At 54.9% G+C, this 16,223-nt stretch carries 9 protein-coding genes, 1 pseudogene and 1 CRISPR repeat array; of the genes and pseudogenes, 1 reads left to right on the forward strand and 9 read right to left on the reverse strand.

Annotation, left to right across the window (positions count from 1 at the left end):
• The first annotated feature begins 149 nt into the window (after positions 1-149).
• Complete coding sequence (locus DWZ82_RS10015) at positions 150-1,106, forward strand: ketopantoate reductase family protein (protein ID WP_118480563.1); 957 nt, start codon at positions 150-152, stop codon at positions 1,104-1,106.
• A gap of 96 nt (positions 1,107-1,202) precedes the next feature.
• Here DWZ82_RS10015 and DWZ82_RS10020 read toward each other — a convergent pair whose 3' ends face one another.
• The 9 genes and pseudogenes from DWZ82_RS10020 to cas3 form a co-directional block, all read right to left on the reverse strand.
• Positions 1,203-3,992, reverse strand: coding sequence for a molybdopterin-dependent oxidoreductase (locus DWZ82_RS10020; RefSeq protein WP_118480565.1), 2,790 nt, complete (start codon positions 3,990-3,992; stop codon positions 1,203-1,205).
• Between the two features lie 20 nt (positions 3,993-4,012).
• Entirely contained in the window at positions 4,013-5,557 is a 1,545-nt protein-coding gene (locus DWZ82_RS10025) for a sodium:solute symporter family protein (protein WP_118480567.1), read from the reverse strand.
• 15 nt (positions 5,558-5,572) lie between these two features.
• A complete protein-coding gene (locus DWZ82_RS10030) occupies positions 5,573-5,842 on the reverse strand; it encodes a hypothetical protein (RefSeq protein WP_118480569.1) in 270 nt (89 codons plus the stop codon).
• 47 nt (positions 5,843-5,889) lie between these two features.
• Positions 5,890-6,564, reverse strand: a complete 675-nt coding sequence (locus DWZ82_RS10035; protein WP_118480571.1) for a cysteine hydrolase family protein — start codon at positions 6,562-6,564, stop codon at positions 5,890-5,892.
• A gap of 241 nt (positions 6,565-6,805) precedes the next feature.
• Positions 6,806-9,353: direct repeats of the CRISPR family, unit length 32 nt; unit sequence ATTTCAATCCACGCTCCCGCGAAGGGAGCGAC.
• A gap of 33 nt (positions 9,354-9,386) precedes the next feature.
• Positions 9,387-10,007, reverse strand: a pseudogene (gene cas4 / locus DWZ82_RS10040) (CRISPR-associated protein Cas4); the annotation flags it as partial.
• On the reverse strand, positions 10,007-10,894 hold the full coding sequence (cas7c, locus tag DWZ82_RS10045; protein WP_118480573.1) for a type I-C CRISPR-associated protein Cas7/Csd2: 888 nt from the start codon (positions 10,892-10,894) through the stop codon (positions 10,007-10,009). The gene cas7c and the pseudogene cas4, both read right to left, overlap by 1 nt.
• Positions 10,895-12,625 (reverse strand): type I-C CRISPR-associated protein Cas8c/Csd1, encoded by a 1,731-nt coding sequence (gene cas8c / locus DWZ82_RS10050; protein WP_118480575.1) that lies wholly within the window; start codon positions 12,623-12,625, stop codon positions 10,895-10,897.
• Complete coding sequence (gene cas5c / locus DWZ82_RS10055) at positions 12,622-13,284, reverse strand: type I-C CRISPR-associated protein Cas5c (protein ID WP_118361301.1); 663 nt, start codon at positions 13,282-13,284, stop codon at positions 12,622-12,624. Before cas5c ends, cas8c begins: the two co-directional genes overlap by 4 nt.
• Before the next feature lie 360 nt (positions 13,285-13,644).
• Positions 13,645-15,822: a CRISPR-associated helicase Cas3' gene (gene cas3 / locus DWZ82_RS10060; protein ID WP_118480577.1), complete on the reverse strand. Its 2,178-nt coding sequence runs from the start codon at positions 15,820-15,822 to the stop codon at positions 13,645-13,647.
• Between the last annotated feature and the right edge of the window lie 401 nt (positions 15,823-16,223).

A 16,223-nucleotide genomic window follows, 5' to 3' on the forward strand; every position in this document is an offset into this window, starting at 1 on the left:
AGTATATATAGAATCATTATATCGTGAAAAGGGAACAAATGCAATGACAGAAGCGGAGAATCACACGCTGCACAGAGATATCCACAGACTTGTGGATACATTGCCGATTTTGTGCTATAATGCAGAAAAAGCAATCGGAGGAACAGAGGATGAAGCTGCGTTATATGATTATCGGTGCCGGTGGCGTTGGCGGACCGGTAGGCGCGTATTTGAGCAAATCCGGTGCGGATACCACGCTTATTGCACGCGGAAAGCATCTTGCGGTCCTGCAGGAGCACGGCTTGACGCTTGTATCCGGAGAAAATGAGCGCGAGAGCATTCCGGTCAAGGCAATCGACATGGACGGCTTTCTTGCCGCGCGGGAGCAGGGCGCTCCCGCGCCGGATGTGATTTTCGTGTGTGTCAAAGGATACTCTCTCGCGGATACCGTACCGTTCATCCGCAAGGCAGCAGGCAAGGACACGGTAGTTATTCCGGTGCTCAACATCTACGGCACAGGCCGTACCCTGCAGGCAGAGCTGCCTGAGCTGCTCGTTACAGACGGCTGCATCTACATTTCGGCCAACAGGATTGCGCCGGGTGTCATTCAGAAGCACGGCGCAATCTGCCGTATCGTGTACGGACTGCCGAGCCACAAGATCGACCATCCGGTGCTGCAGCAGGTCGAGACAGACCTCAAAAACGCCGGAATCGACCCGGTTTATTCTCCCTATGTCGAGCGCGACACGCTGCTCAAATTTGCATATGTGTCGCCGAATGCGGCCTGCGGACAGTATTATCACGCGAAAGCTGCGGAAATGCAGCATCCGGGCGAGGTGCGCGACAGCTTTGTGCGCCTGATAAAAGAGGTCGCTGCGATAGCGAACAAGATGGGTATTCCGCTGGAGAGCAGGCCGGGGGAACTGGTCGAGCGCAACCTGCGCATTCTGGACGCACTTGCACCGACTGCGTCTACCTCTATGCAGCGCGATATGGAAGCCGGCAAGCAGTCCGAGGTGGATGGTCTGATTTATCAGGTTGTGCGTCTGGCAGAGCAGTATGACGTGGATGTGCCGGAGTATCGCAAAATCGCAGAGGCGGTAAAAAAACAGACGGAAAATAAGTGAAAACGGCAAAGACCCGGAATCTTCCGAAAAAGATTCCGGGTCTTTGCACTATGGGTGGTGATGCTGTTTCGACTGTCATTGTCAACAACGACAATTTCACTGCACACCGTCCGATGGACGGTGACATTCGCAATCCTTCTTGAGCGCCTGAAGCTGCTGCTCCATGGTCGGCACCTCGCACTTGCCGGTGCGGATGGCCTCGAGCACGACCTCGGGCGACGCAGGAACCTTATTGATGCGCACGCCGATGGCACGCGACACGGCATTGAGAATCGCCGGTGTGACGGGCACGGTCGCAACCTCGGAAATGCCCTTGGCACCGAACGGACCCTGCGGTTCCGGGTCCTCGATTAAAATAATCTCGTAATCCGGCGTATCCTCGGCACGCGGCAGACCCAGCTGGCGGTACAGCGTCTTGACCGGATAGCCGTTCCTTGTCGGATAACCCTCGGTCAGTGCGTAGCCCTGTCCCATCGAGCAGGAGCCGTGCATCTGTCCCTCGATGATATGCGGATTGATGGCGCGGCCGACATCGTGTGCCGCGATGATTTTGAGCAGACGAACCTTGCCGGTCTCCTTGTCCACCTCGACGATAGCGGCCTGCGTGGCATACGCATATGCCGGAAAGTTGCGGTATTTTGCACCGCGCTTTTTCGCGCCCTCAAAATCGCCGATGGCGAAGCACGGGTCGGATGCATAATAGTATTCCGCGCGGCGTTCCTCGCCCGGCCGCCACGGACGGCTGTCTAAATCCTGCTTGAGCTTGACGCACGCCTCATATACCGCACGGCCGCCGCACAGCGTCTGACGCTCGGAAACCGACTCGCCGGTCGGGATGGTCAGCTCGGTGTCGCCGTTGGTGATGTAAATATCCGCGATATCCATGCCGAGCGTTTCCGCCGCGATCTGCGTCATGGCTGTACGGAAGCCCTGTCCCATATCCGTGCCGGAAACGATCATATGCAGGCGGCCGTCGCCCTGCAGAATCAGCCTGCACGCACCGTCATCGGTGAAAATACCCTTGCCGATGCCGACATTCTTAAATCCCGAGGCCATGCCCCATCCAAGCACCTTGCTGCCCTTGGGATACTGGCCTTCGTACTCTTTGAGCGCTTTTTTCAGGCTTTTTTCGCATTGATTGATGGTATCCATCATACCCATGCTGTATTTGAGCACCTCACCGCCGACCGAGGTCGCACCCGGATAGACGGCATTGCGCCGGCGCAGTTCAAACGGGTCGATACCCAGCTTTTCCGCCATCATATCCATCGCGGTCTCAATCGAAATCGCCGCCTGATTGATGCCGTAGCCGCGAAACGCGCCGCCCTGCAGATTATTGTTGCGGATCGCCGAGCCTTCCACCTTGACATTGGGAATGATGTACGGGCCGCCGCTCATCAGCGCGCCGGTCATCAGCGTGCCGTAGCTTTCGCACTCGTACGGTCCGCCGTCTGAGAACATCCGGCAGTCCAGATACTGGAACTTGCCGTCCGGCGTAAAGCCGATCTCGTAATCCGTATGGTAGCCGTGGCGTTTGGTGGTGAGGATCAAATCCTCCTTGCGCGTCAGCGTAATCTTGACCGGCTTGCCGCAGGCATGAGCGGCAACAACCGCCGGTGCTTCGAGAAATGAGTCGCATTTTTTACCGAAGCCGCCGCCGAGCGGCGTGACGATAACGCGGATATCCTCCTCCGGCTTGTCCAGAATCTTTGCCAGCATACTGCGGATTTCAAACGGCGCCTGTGTGCAGGAATAGAGAATCGTTTTGCCGTCCTGCACCATGCCGATGGCCGAAACCGGCTCCATGCAGGCGTGCTCCTGCGGCTCGATATCCTTGGAGACATTGAGCTTGACGATGTCCGTCCGCTGCTTTGCCTGCTCCACATCGCCGCTGACGCGGCCGGTGTGTACGATGAAGCTGTTTTTGCGGTAGCCGTCCGCCATGGTGTAGATACCGGGCAGCTCCTCATAGTCGATTTTAACCAGTTTGGCAGCCGCTCTCGCGTGCGCCGCCGTATCCGCGACAACCAGCGCGAGATGGTCACCGAGAAACCGCACCTCATCCGTGCAAAAGACCGGCTGCTCCGGCGTCCATGTGCCGACCTTATTCATGCCGGGCACGTCAGCCGCCGTCACGATGCGCACCACGCCTTCCGCCTGTTCGGCGGCGGAGTAGTCCACCGCGTTGATCTTTGCGTGCGGCGCCGGCGCCCAGACAAATGCACCATGCAGCAGGGTATCCGCGCCGATGTCCTCCGAGGTGTAGTCGTCGCAGAATTTCAGTTTGCCGCCGGTCTTGTCCATGCCGTCCACATCCCAGACCGACTTACCAACCGCGGAACCGGTGATTTCGGGCACGACCTGATTTTCACCAACCACAATAACCGTGCTTTCATGGCTGCGGAAGCTGTCAATATCCGGATCTTCCCCGCGCAGCCGCGCCGCTGCCAGCTTGACCGCCTCGATAATCTTGACATAGCCGGTGCAGCGGCAGTAGTTGTTTTTCAGTCCGTCGCAGATTTCCGGCTCGGTCGGAGCCGGATGGTGCAGCAGCAGCGCCTTTGTCGCCATCACCATGCCCGGTGTGCAGAAGCCGCACTGCACAGCGCCGACATCGAGAAACGAGTGTTGAATCACCTGCAGCATGGTGTCGTTCGGTGCATTTTCGATGGTCTCAACGGCTTTGCCGTCCAGTCGGCGCACGAGCGTCACGCATGAACGTGCCAGTCTGCCGTCCACCAGCACGCTGCACGCGCCGCAGTGACCGGTGCTGCAGGCTTCTTTTGTGCCCTTCATGCACTTTACATTGCGGAGATATTCGAGCAATGTGCGGTTTTCACCGTCCTGCACCTCGATTTGTGTGCCATTGAGCGTAAATCGTGTCATGGGATTTCGCCCTCCTGCCGTTACTTGATTTTTGCTTTGATGCGCATGAAGCGTCTGTGACCGGAGTCAAGCGCCTCGTAAAAGTCCTCGCTGTCCTTCGGGTCATCCTTTGTCAGCTTAGAGACTACATACATCAGCACGAACGCGGTCGCCAGACCGATCGTGCCGTACCACACATAGCCGAGATCCCAGACGAAGAAGGTCAGGCAGATGATGATCGCACCGACCGAAATCGAGGTGATAGCGGCTTTTCGGGTTGCCCACTTGCAATAAATGCCGAATACCAGTGCCGGGAACAGCGATTCGACCAGGGAGTCCGCGAAAATCATCAGATTGTAGACGTATTCCCAGTGCATGAGCGATACGGCAACCGTTACGGCACCGAACAGCAGAATTACCACGCGGATAACCGAGGTTTCGGATGTCTTGAATTTGCAGTGACCGATACCGACCAGCAGGTCCTTGTAGATGATAGAGGACATGACCATCAGCAGCGCATTTGCGGTGGACAGACCGACCGCCAGTACGCCGATGAGGAACACGATCATCAGAATCTGCGCGAGCAGACCGTGCGTACCCGCGATGATGTTGCACATATACGGGATAACCAGTTCGGTTTCCGAGCTGGTAAGGTCAGGCATGGCAGCCAGCGCGACCAGACCGATGAGCATCGTGCCGCCCCAGACGATGATCTGCAGGAACGGTGCAAGGAACGCCATCTGACGCTGGTCCTTCAGACCCGCGCTGTAATAGCCGGAGCGCACGAACACCTGCGGCAGCAGCAGCGTGTAGCCGAATGCACACGCAAGCGGATAGCTGACGCGCGACGGATAGGTGCAGATACCGATCGGACCAGGGTAGGAGAACCAGTCCGGCGTCTGAACACGGACGGTCTGGAACGCCTCGATGATCGAGCCGTTGAATACGATCTTGAGCGTTACGAAAATAATTGCCCACAACGCCAGAATGAAGAACCAACCCTGTACAGCATCCGCCAGTGCGGTGGATTTTACACCGCCGAGCATGACGAATACCGTCATGATAATGCCGCAAATGAGCGTAAACGTCTGCGAGGATACCGCGCCGCCGGTGGCTACCTCAGCCGCGCGTCCGCCGGCTACCAGTACCGCCGAGATAAACGGCACGGCGCAGATAATGTAAACAATGTCGATGATAACGGTCAGCGCCTTGGACTTGTAGCGGCAGAAGAAGAAATCTGCCGGAGTGGTGAAGTGCTTCTGCTGGTTGACCAGCCATACCTTGGTCATTGTAAAGTAGCAGATGATTGGGAACATGGAGTAGATGCACATCTCCGAGAAGAAGTAGCCCAGTCCGTAGCGGTAATATGCGCCCGGGCCTGCGAAAAATACCCAGACGCTCATGCAGGAGGCGATATAGGTCATGACCATGACCGGCCACTTGAACCGGCCACCCTGCAGATCGACCTTGCCAGCGTCACGTTTTTCCTTCCATGTGGTGTAGCGTGCGATAGCGATCAAAAATAGAAAATATGCCGCAAAAACGATCCATACCGTTTTGCCTGAAAGTAAACCCTGTGTTGTCATTTTCTCTGTTATCCTTTATTTGTCCGATTCTTTTTGCGTTTCGGAAGCGGCAGGCGTCATATTCTCTGCTGTTTCGCCCTGTTCCTCGTCCTCAATCAGAGGATACTCCTTTTCGGTCAGCTTGCAGCCGATATACACGGACAGCACCGTGCCGACAAAGCTGATCAGACCGTGTATGATGCAGGCGGTCTCGCTGCCGTAGGGTGGGAATCCCGGGAAATTATAGAATACCCAGAAGAACAGCACAGACGCCAGCCAGATTTTCTCTGTTCTGCCGATTTTCATTTTGTGTCACCTTGTTTTCTTGTTTATATGTAATTTCAGGTATGCATTTAGTCCTGAGAGCGCCATTCATCCAGCAGCGCATCCGAATCCACGACAAGTCCCAGATGCAGCGAGATCATGCGCAGCGCAGGCTCTTCGAGGTGCTCGGAGCCGCGGGTGAGGTCGCGCGGCACGACGACGCGGAAGTCGCGGTTTGCGGCATCGAAGGCGGTGTTGATAACGCAGCAGTCGGTCATGCAGCCGGTGAGCACCACGCGGCGGATGCCGAGGTTGCGCAGCAGCAGTTCCAGATCGGTCGGATAGAACGCGCTCAGGCGCTTTTTGGTCGTTACCATGTAGTCCTCGTCGTGTACGTCGATGGACATTCTGTTCCAGCGTGTGCCTTCGATGGCGTGCTCTGCGATGTTGGGAATCTCACCGACCGTAACCGGAAACACCATGCGCCACGCAGACGGAAACAGCTTTTCGTCTGCACCGCCCTTACGCAGCGTTGAGCGGACATGGATGATTGGCAGACCGAGCGCGCGTGCTTCGTTCATGAAATGATTGAGCGGTTCGATGATCTCACGTCCTCGCGGAGACGGACATGGACAGTCCGGATCGGTTGACAGGTGTCCATCGTGCATGTCGATCGTAATGACAGCCGTATCGCGGCGATTAAGGAAAACCTGCTGTAATTGCTCCGGAACCTCCTTTTCGATGCTGTCAAAGTATGCTTTCATTTGATTTTTCTCCTTCCCCGGCAAAACGCCGCAGCAATCTGTGCGGCGCTGTCAATAGCGGTATTGGAGTTATTATAGCACATGTGTCATGACATGTGCAAATGTTTTGGTCGGGGTGGGTGAAAGATTGTGAGGGATGGGGACCGGGGCGAGGTTGGACGGGAGGGAGGCGATGCGGCTATCTGTGTCGCTCCGCGAAGGGAGCGACATAACCCTCCGGCGCGGCAATCTCGTATACCTCATTTCAATCCACGCTTCCGCGAAGGGAGCGACGCGTAGTGACCGAGCACACGATCTGCCTTGCAGAAATTTCAATCCACGCTCCCGTGAAGGGAGCGACGCGAAACTGTTGGTCTGAGCACCAACCGCTACGAATTTCAATCCACGCTCCCGCGAAGGGAGCGACGCCACGAGAATATAGCAACCACCCAAATTTACGATTTCAATCCACGCTCCCGTGAAGGGAGCGACAGCTGCATCCCAGACCGCTATGGCGGCAATCTTCCATTTCAATCCACGCTCCCGCGAAGGGAGCGACGGAGGTGGAAGAATGGTAGCACCGCTTGATGCAATTTCAATCCACGCTCCCGCAAAGGGAGCGACTCGTGAGGGCATAGAGTTTCCGCATCTTCTCGTAATTTCAATCCACGCTCCCGCGAAGGGAGCGACCCCTGCTCATCACGCAGGCGGCGCGTCCAGTTGGCATTTCAATCCACGCTCCCGCGAAGGGAGCGACTAGGCATTCAGCTGTGCCTTGTAGTCGGTGAGATTTCAATCCACGCTCCCGCGAAGGGAGCGACCACCGTACCGACCAGCAATCCAGCATAAGCAACAATTTCAATCCACGCTCCCGCGAAGAGAGCGACGATCAACCTTAAAATACTGAGTATCTAACTTCACACGATTTCAATCCACGCTCCCGCGAAGGGAGCGACACTTCATTCTTCTCCCGGTGTCGCCACAGGTACTTATTTCAATCCACGCTCCCGTGAAGGGAGCGACTGCTATCGGTATCACCTACGGCATCACCTTCATCATTTCAATCCACGCTCCCGTGAAGGGAGCGACTGGACGGCTGCACAAGTACGAGGAGCTGGACACGACATTTCAATCCACGCTCCCGTGAAGGGAGCGACCTGTTTGAAAGGTGGTAAAACAATGAAAATCAAGATTTCAATCCACGCTCCCGTGAAGGGAGCGACGTTGTGATTGAGGCCGTCCGGTGGACAGGCAAGAAATTTCAATCCACGCTCCCGTGAAGGGAGCGACCTCGTTAGTATCCAAATCTACCTCGCAGTAACGCATTTCAATCCACGCTCCCGCGAAGGGAGCGACAGCTGCAGCGTAAATATGCAGGATGGCTGTTCGATTTCAATCCACGCTCCCGCGAAGGGAGCGACTCTCTTGCGATAAGCATACCTAATCATCAGGACGATTTCAATCCACGCTCCCGCGAAGGGAGCGACCTGGCTCAAAAAGCGGTTTTTCGACCGCAAGGATATTTCAATCCACGCTCCCGCGAAGGGAGCGACAAGGTTGTGGAGCGCGTGACCAGGGAAACCGGCATTTCAATCCACGCTCCCGCGAAGGGAGCGACACCAATCCTCGCGTTCGGCCCCGGCACGGTCACATTTCAATCCACGCTCCCGCGAAGGGAGCGACTCATAACCAGCTTGATACCAGCAACACGACCAATATTTCAATCCACGCTCCCGCGAAGGGAGCGACCCAAATCGCGTAACTTGCGATGGTGTAACGGAGAAATTTCAATCCACGCTCCCGCGAAGGGAGCGACAAGAATCTAAAACCAGCAGCTCACTGCCTTGCAATTTCAATCCACGCTCCCGCGAAGGGAGCGACTGTCCGAAACCGACTTTGAAACGGTGTCCAATTTATTTCAATCCACGCTCCCGCGAAGGGAGCGACGTTTGCGGCAAGGTCAAGCAGCGCATCACAAGCGCATTTCAATCCACGCTCCCGCGAAGGGAGCGACAGCAAGCCGGGCGAGGGGACGGATACCGACAAACCATTTCAATCCACGCTCCCGCGAAGGGAGCGACGATTGGCTCATGGGGACAAACGGAGGTAAAAAATATTTCAATCCACGCTCCCGCGAAGGGAGCGACCTCCCGCCTTTTCGGCTCAAAAAATTACTTACCATAATTTCAATCCACGCTCCCGCGAAGGGAGCGACATACGCAGCCGCTGGAAGAAACTTTTGAATAATATTTCAATCCACGCTCCCGCGAAGGGAGCGACGCAGATAGCGTGAACAACAGTCAAAACCATTTATCATTTCAATCCACGCTCCCGCGAAGGGAGCGACTCCTTACCGACACGCAGCGCACCCTTAGCCAGTATTTCAATCCACGCTCCCGCGAAGGGAGCGACGAGAAATGTAACTGTTGTATATGTGTGGACTGCGTATTTCAATCCACGCTCCCGCGAAGGGAGCGACCACGCTTCGCAAGCTCAATCTTCACTTTTCGCTTATTTCAATCCACGCTCCCGCGAAGGGAGCGACCGAGATTACGGAAAACGGCAAAACGACACGCAGCATTTCAATCCACGCTCCCGTGAAGGGAGCGACGTGCGGCTTGAGCGGAAAAGAGCTGCGGAAGTACATCATTTCAATCCACGCTCCCGCGAAGGGAGCGACCTATTACTGGGATAACTCGCAAATGTCAGTTAAATTTCAATCCACGCTCCCGCGAAGGGAGCGACGTTTGCGGGTAAGTGTAGCGACGGCAGTGATGCATTTCAATCCACGCTCCCGCGAAGGGAGCGACCGATTGACGATTGCGCACGCGCCCATGAGCGCCGGAGACAGGTTTCGCCTTCATCAGCTCGGGCAAACACAATTCCTTGAGCGAGCAGGCCGAGCAGCCTTTCTGCGGTTTTACCTTAGGCGTGCAGCCGCGGCGCAGATAGTCGTGCATTTCGGCAAGGCTGTCGCGCACACGCTGACGCAGTTCGTCTGTAAATGCAACCGGCGTCCGTCGGCGCGGCTCACCGTAGAACAGCGCACCGTCGGAAATCTGACAGCACAGCATTTCCTCAAGACACATCGCCTGAGCGCACAGCTGCAGCTCGTCCGCGTCGTGCGGCTTGGGCTTGCCGCGCTTGTATTCGATTGGAAACGGCGACCACAGTCCGTCTCGTCCCTGCAGGGTAACGCCGTTTTCCGAGCGATGAAATTCTACCACATCGCATTCACCGGACACACCGAGTACCGCCGAATGGATACGCATGGCACGAACAATCAGCAGGTCGCCGCGGCTTTCTGTGCCGCCGCCGTGCGCTTTCTCGTGCAGAATCGAGCCGTCCACCGTGCGGTAATTCTCTGCCCACTGGTGCTCCACATGGATGAGCGCCCACTGCCGACGGCAGAATGCGAAATGCTGCAAACCGGAGAGCTGGAGGAAGTCCTCCTCGGCGTAGATTACCCCAGCACCTTGCAGGTCACGCCGTCCGGCAGGTTGGCTTCGTCAACCGTGATGGTGTAGTCCGTGTACGCACGCGGTGCAATCACGCCTTCGTTGTGCTCGGCATGAACCAGATCAAACAGCTTGTGCGAGGGTGCGTTGCCAAGCTCGGAATCATGCTTGAACACAATAAGCTGGCGTACAGCCATCTTGCCGCGAGCAGCCGAATGGTCGTTCTCGAACATGTTGATGATTGCCGTCCACAGCAGTTCAAGGTCAGCCTCAGAGAATCCGGTCGTCTTGCGGGCGAGGTTGGCGGAAACATAGCCTTCCGCACGGTACAGACCGTAAGGCACGATGTACTTGCGGCCCATTTCGGTGCCCTTTTTCTCCGCGTCAGCCTCGGTGGTGATGGCAACACGCGTGATGGTGACTTCCTGCGGCACAATGGGATCCACACTGCGGGCAAAGCCAAGCTGTACCGGACCGCGCACCTGTCCGCAGTTGAGCGCACCCTTGACAAAGGTGGTCATAACCGCGCCGAATGTGCGAATATCGTAGAAATTCTGGCACATAAAGTTACGCAGCTTGCTGTCAAGCTGATCGTCCTTCTTCTTTGCATCCTTGAGCTTGTCCGGCGCTACGCCGACATAAGCGCAGGCTTCCGCATCGCTGCGGTTGAGCGGCACACTGTCCTTAACGTAAATGCGGTAGCCGGATTCGCCTTCCTTGGCCATCTCTACATAGTTGCGGATTTTGCGCTTGAGGCATACATCGGTCACCAGACCGTAGCCGGTTTCCGGGTCGATACGCGGCATGTTGCCCGCATCCGGATCGCCGTTCGGATTGCCGTTTTCCACGTCGAAAAAGATTACAAATTCATAGCGGTTTTTGATGGGTTCCATTTACTTGTCCTCCTTTTTTGTGTAACGCTTTTGTGTCTGGTGATAGTAGCCGAGGTCAAACGAACCTTGCTGCGGCAGGCTCAGTCGAGTTGGATAGGTTTCACTAAGAATATCCTTGATTTTACAAATCTGCTGGTTATAATACGTCTGCAGACCTTTATCCAGCTTGCGCAGGTGCTTCTGGCACAGATTGCCGAGAATCGGAAAGATCGTGGCAGGTGTTGCAGCGGCAGAGTTGAAATACCGATCCTTGATGGTGGTGTTGATGCCCGGATTTGCTGCCTGCTGTACGGCTTCGTATATCGAGAACAGCCGTCCGAGCGTATAGGGAATATTGGTGCTGGATTCATTCAGGCTCACAGTTAAAACCTCCTCGGGACAGTCCTTGTCCTTGTTTTTTAGGTAATATGCCTTGATAATTGCGGCACGCCGCCAGTTTATCTCAGAATCTGCGCGGATACGGAGCATAACACCGTTCAGCAGTGCAGCCGGATAGCGGTCATTGTTCCAGACGGCGCGGGCAGTCGCACCGGCCATAACCGGACTCGGCTTTTTGTCGCGGGCACTCTGGTTGACGGTTTCGGCAAGCAGCTGCCACAGCGGCAAAAAGCCGGCAGGCGCCTTCGCCGGACGCTTGATTTCCAGACGTTCATAGTGCGCGTTGACGTTCTTCATCAATTCACCAAACGTGTTTTTATAGAAGAATCGCACACTCAGACGCGCAGCATTCGGTGCCAGACCGAGAATGTAGAATGCACGGTCAGGATCAAGATTTAATTCCTGACACGGTTCGCTGTCTGCAAGGTGTTTGAGCGCAGCGGATAAGTCATTATCCGACCAGCTTTGCGTGTTATTGCCCATAAGGCAGCTGAAAAAATCAGTATACTGCGGTTCCGCGGTCTCCGCCCAGCAAACGACAGTGGTGTCGCCGATGTACTGCGTATGCTCGCGGTCAGCCAGCAGGTGATTGAGCGCCGTCGTATAAGCAAATGCAGCGTGCTTGCCAACAGGTGCGTTGTAGTTCTGCTCGTGACCGTAGGAACAGAAGGCGGGTGCGTTGAACGATACAAGTGCGGCGCCGCTGGACTGCGCATCACGCACACCTTTGATGGCAGGATGAACGGCGGCAATCTCATCCAGTTCGCCGGTGACAAGACATTGCTGTTTGGGTGCATCGGAGTCACCGTCGTAATGTGCCTGCCATGCAGCGCAGATGGCCGGATCATCTGCCGGATACTGTCCGTTCACATAAAATACCAGATTGGCACCGGCAATGAGTTTGTCGTAATCATCGACAAGAGCAGGGTGCTGTGCAGCTTCGGCAGGCTGCCATGTATCAAAGAAGGAGAGAATTGCGTGTGCAGCAGGAGAGTCCACAGTGTCTAACAGCTTGCGGTGCAGCTCGGCGGCGGCGTGAAAGCATTGCAGACTGCGCTCCGGTTTGCCTTTTGCATCTACGCCAAGCAGATATGCCGAATTATCCCACATAAAGTTGGACGTGACACCGGAAGAACGCTTGACTGCCGCCGGCAGACGAATATCCTCACGCGGTCGGAGTACTTTCTTTTTGCCTGCATCCACTTCATGCAGCAGCGGAATAACCTGGGCGAGTTCACCGTTTTCCCGCAGCTGGAGCGCATAACTGATTTTCGGTCTGCCCCAGCCGGGTGCATCAATTTCACCGCGGGCATTGAGGGCATCGTAATATTGCGTCAGCGCCTGCAAAATCATTTGACCACCTCCGCACTGTGAATCGGGGGAACCTCCATGACACCGTCTATCAGCTTGGCGCGGAAGAACATCGGTGTGATATTGGCGGGATCGCTGTAATCCATGTCGAGCAGCATCCAGCCGAGATCGTGCTCACCAAGCAGTTTCTCCGGACAAGGCGGAAGTTGTTCACAAAGCCCAAACTTTACCGGAAATTCCCGTGTGCCGAAGTAGGGCATGCTGTAGCACTGTCCGCGGCGCAGACGGCGTTTCATAATGTCCTGAAACTTGCCGGGATTGTCGGTCGGCGCAGCCTTGTCGGTCATTTCAAAGTGCGCTTCAATGACATAGTGGACATCGCGCAGTACCATTGCGGCACGCTGCTGAATGCTTTCCGACGCGGCGAGATACAGCTCACCCTTGGGTTTTGCAATCCACGCCTTGACCGAACGTGCGTTGATGGTGTCCTTTACCTCATTTCGGCGGATGTTGGTGAAGTGAATCGGCGCACAGACATGAATGCGGTCGATGATCCAGCGAAGACCGGGGTGCCAGTAAATACTTTCCAGCAACCCTCGTGCCGCCGAGGGTGTCATGCAGTCATAGCTGACGCGTTCGGTCTTCATTTCGGGTCTGCTGAATAGAGCGTATGGACCGCTTACTTCAACTTGAATTGACATTGGTATATTTCCCTCCTTTACGAAGCATTGCCAAATATTTCCTGGTATCAACAGAGAGTGGAATATGTGACAGGGCTTCGGTGTGATTTGTTGGATAGATAGGGTAGCAAGCTCCCTTATCTACGATTACATTATATCGCTTTACACTGTTGATTACAACAGTAATATTTCCTAATATGAGATAATTAAATTTATGCAAATGAAATAATAAGGCAGGGTAAAGAAACTTGACAAAATAAATCAGAAACTGTTATAGTGTATTTGTCGTCATTAGACGTGGATTGAAATCTAATTTGAGATAATTAAGGAAGCACGGGAGAATGTTACCACATTCTCCCGTTTTCCTTTTTACGCGAAAAATTACCCGAAAAACGCCTGACCGCTGTCTGCCTTGAGCGACAGACCGGTTTTCTCATCATACAGTGACAGATCGCACAGAATAGCACTGCGGTCGTCCAGAGCATTGGTTTCATCGGCGGTTTGAAGCGCACCGGCGTCGTACAGTGCCTGAAAATGCGCATCATACACCTGCACGGCGTACTGCCCAAGCTGCCGATACAGCTTTTTAGAGCACGCACCATCGCAAAGCCGCTCGATGAGTTCAGAACCGTCCTTCCACGGAATATAAACTGTGCGTGTGTCGTTGTCGATCATGCGAAAATTCTCGGCAATTGTGCGGAACGGATACAGAGAGCCGCCGCGTCCACGCTCAAACGCGTCGATCACGCCGATTTTATCAATCGCGGAACCGTTCAGCTTGCGCAGTTCGCGGAAATAGTTCTCCATTGTCTGCAGAGAAGCGGGATCGGCATTGTTATCCAGCGCAATATTTGTCGCGCCGATGGCTTGTCCAAACAGCGGCGGAGCCTTCTCCGTGCGGCGGAAAATGGTAACAATGCTGTCCTCTGCGGCACGCTTGCCCTCACGGTTGCAGCGTCCGGCGGCCTGCAGAATGGAATCCAGACCCGCCAGTTCGCGGTAAACGGCGGGGAAATCTATGTCAACACCGGCTTCAACAAGAGAAGTCGATACGACACGGCAGGGCAAACCGTCATTTAGTCGGCGTCGGATTTCCTCGAGCACCGTACGGCGGTGTGCCGGAACCATCAATGTGGACAGATGGAAACTGCCTTCCTCCGGCAATTTCGAGAAAATGGACTGCGCCGCTTTGCGGGAATTGACGATGCAAAGGACCTGCTCATGTGCGCACAGCAATTCGGCGAGTGCGTCATCCTCGAGGACACCGACTTGCCGGAACGTTACACGGCGGAATTTGTCGAAATAGAACGGAATCTGCGGGCAAATCTCGGAAACCGTATGCGACGGTGCGAATCGCTGAATCAAATCGCCGAGTACCGGCTGGGTAGCCGTACACAGCACGGCAGTTGCGCCGAACTGCTCTACCAGAGCGCCGATGGCCGCGACGCACGGCATCAGATGGCACAGCGGAAGCATTTGCGCTTCATCGAAAATAATCACGCTGTTTGCCAGATTGTGCAGCTTGCGGCACTGTGAGGAACGGTTAGCGTACATCGACTCGAAAAACTGAACGGCGGTTGTGATAACGAGCGGGCTGTCCCAGTTTTCGGCGGCCAGTGCCTTGGGATCGGGATTGCCGTTTTCCTCATCGTTCTCGAACTGTACACCGGAGTGATGCTCGAGTACGTTCTCATCGCCTAAAATACCGCGGAAAACATCGGCATTCTGCTCGATGATGGAGGTGTACGGTACAACATAAATCACACGTTTCATACCGTGTTCAACGGCGTGATGCAGCGCAAATGCGAGAGAACTGGTCGTTTTACCGCCGCCGGTCGGAACCGTAAGCGTGTAAATGCCCTTGGGATTGGCTGCGGCGGAAACGCACGCCTGCAAGATCTGCTGACGGAGCTTGTTCAGCGCGGAAGTCGGGTTGTCCCATGCGTTTAGCTTGGCCTGTAAGCGGGTGAGCAGGGTTTCGAGCGAATCTCCGGTGCCGCGCGGCATATCGCCTTTCATGAATCGCTCGGTATCCAGATAATCCGCGTCCACCAGACAGGAGTACAGCATGCGCGTGCGGAATGACTCGGAAAGCGACGGCCTGGTGACCGGACGCTGCGGCAGGCGTACCGGCGGAATGGGATAATCCGGGTCGAGCGGCGGAATAGCGGGAGTGCCCCACTTTTTTATTCTGCCGGTGAAGGTGGGTGTGCCTTCCGGGTCATTTGTGCTGCCTAAATCCGGCAAACCGCTGTGATGCCCCATGACACAAGCGGCTAAGAGCAGATTGTTTGACAACATGATGTTTCGTGCACCGGCGGTTGCATGATCGACCTTTGGACCATTATCCAGAAGACGATGCTGAAATGCGGCAGTTGCTTTGCCGTCATCATGGTGAACACCGGCCTCGTGACCTTCAGCTTGTGCACCGAATGCTTCGGCAAACTGCCCGCAGAGCGTGCCGACACCGCGCTCGTGATCGGAGAGAAGCTGATATTCTGTACGTTCAACGCCGTTTTCATTGATCGGACGGGTATGTGCATAGAATTTTTTATCCATAGCGATCACCTTCTATTGAATTGTTATATACAGTATATAACAGTTAAAGTCCGATAAAAAGTACAACACCCAATATGCCTGCCAAGAAGACCGCCTTGAATTACAGCAAACTGCTGAAAATATCAGTCAAATCCCATAGATTTTGTTGGATGAATTTATACAAAACTGGCAAAACCGCCAGAAAACAAAATCCCTATAATTCCGAGGTTGACACTGGGGATTGACTGTGCTATTCTATAACCAACAAATTCAGTAAGGAATCGGAAAGGAGCGAGCAAAATGTTCATCGTAAACGCACGAATGTCGGGTCGAATGTGTATGAACATGCTGTATTATGCTCAGATGCTGCCTGACCGACAGAATACGAAATTACTTTGAATCGTCTTGCTTGACGCTGCGCG

The sequence above is a fragment of the Butyricicoccus sp. AF35-5AC genome (genome assembly GCF_003477715.1).
Classification (GTDB): Bacteria; Bacillota; Clostridia; order Oscillospirales; family Butyricicoccaceae; genus Agathobaculum; species Agathobaculum butyriciproducens.

Excerpts from the sequence above, each read along its gene's own strand:
- DWZ82_RS10015 (WP_118480563.1), top strand. The coding sequence starts at position 150 with ATGAAGCTGCGTTATATGATTATCGGTGCCGGTGGCGTTGGCGGACCG.
- DWZ82_RS10020 (WP_118480565.1), bottom strand. The coding sequence starts at position 3,992 with ATGACACGATTTACGCTCAATGGCACACAAATCGAGGTGCAGGACGGT.
- DWZ82_RS10025 (WP_118480567.1), bottom strand. The coding sequence starts at position 5,557 with ATGACAACACAGGGTTTACTTTCAGGCAAAACGGTATGGATCGTTTTT.
- DWZ82_RS10030 (WP_118480569.1), bottom strand. The coding sequence starts at position 5,842 with ATGAAAATCGGCAGAACAGAGAAAATCTGGCTGGCGTCTGTGCTGTTC.
- DWZ82_RS10035 (WP_118480571.1), bottom strand. The coding sequence starts at position 6,564 with ATGAAAGCATACTTTGACAGCATCGAAAAGGAGGTTCCGGAGCAATTA.
- cas7c (WP_118480573.1), bottom strand. The coding sequence starts at position 10,894 with ATGGAACCCATCAAAAACCGCTATGAATTTGTAATCTTTTTCGACGTG.
- cas8c (WP_118480575.1), bottom strand. The coding sequence starts at position 12,625 with ATGATTTTGCAGGCGCTGACGCAATATTACGATGCCCTCAATGCCCGC.
- cas5c (WP_118361301.1), bottom strand. The coding sequence starts at position 13,284 with ATGTCAATTCAAGTTGAAGTAAGCGGTCCATACGCTCTATTCAGCAGA.
- cas3 (WP_118480577.1), bottom strand. The coding sequence starts at position 15,822 with ATGGATAAAAAATTCTATGCACATACCCGTCCGATCAATGAAAACGGC.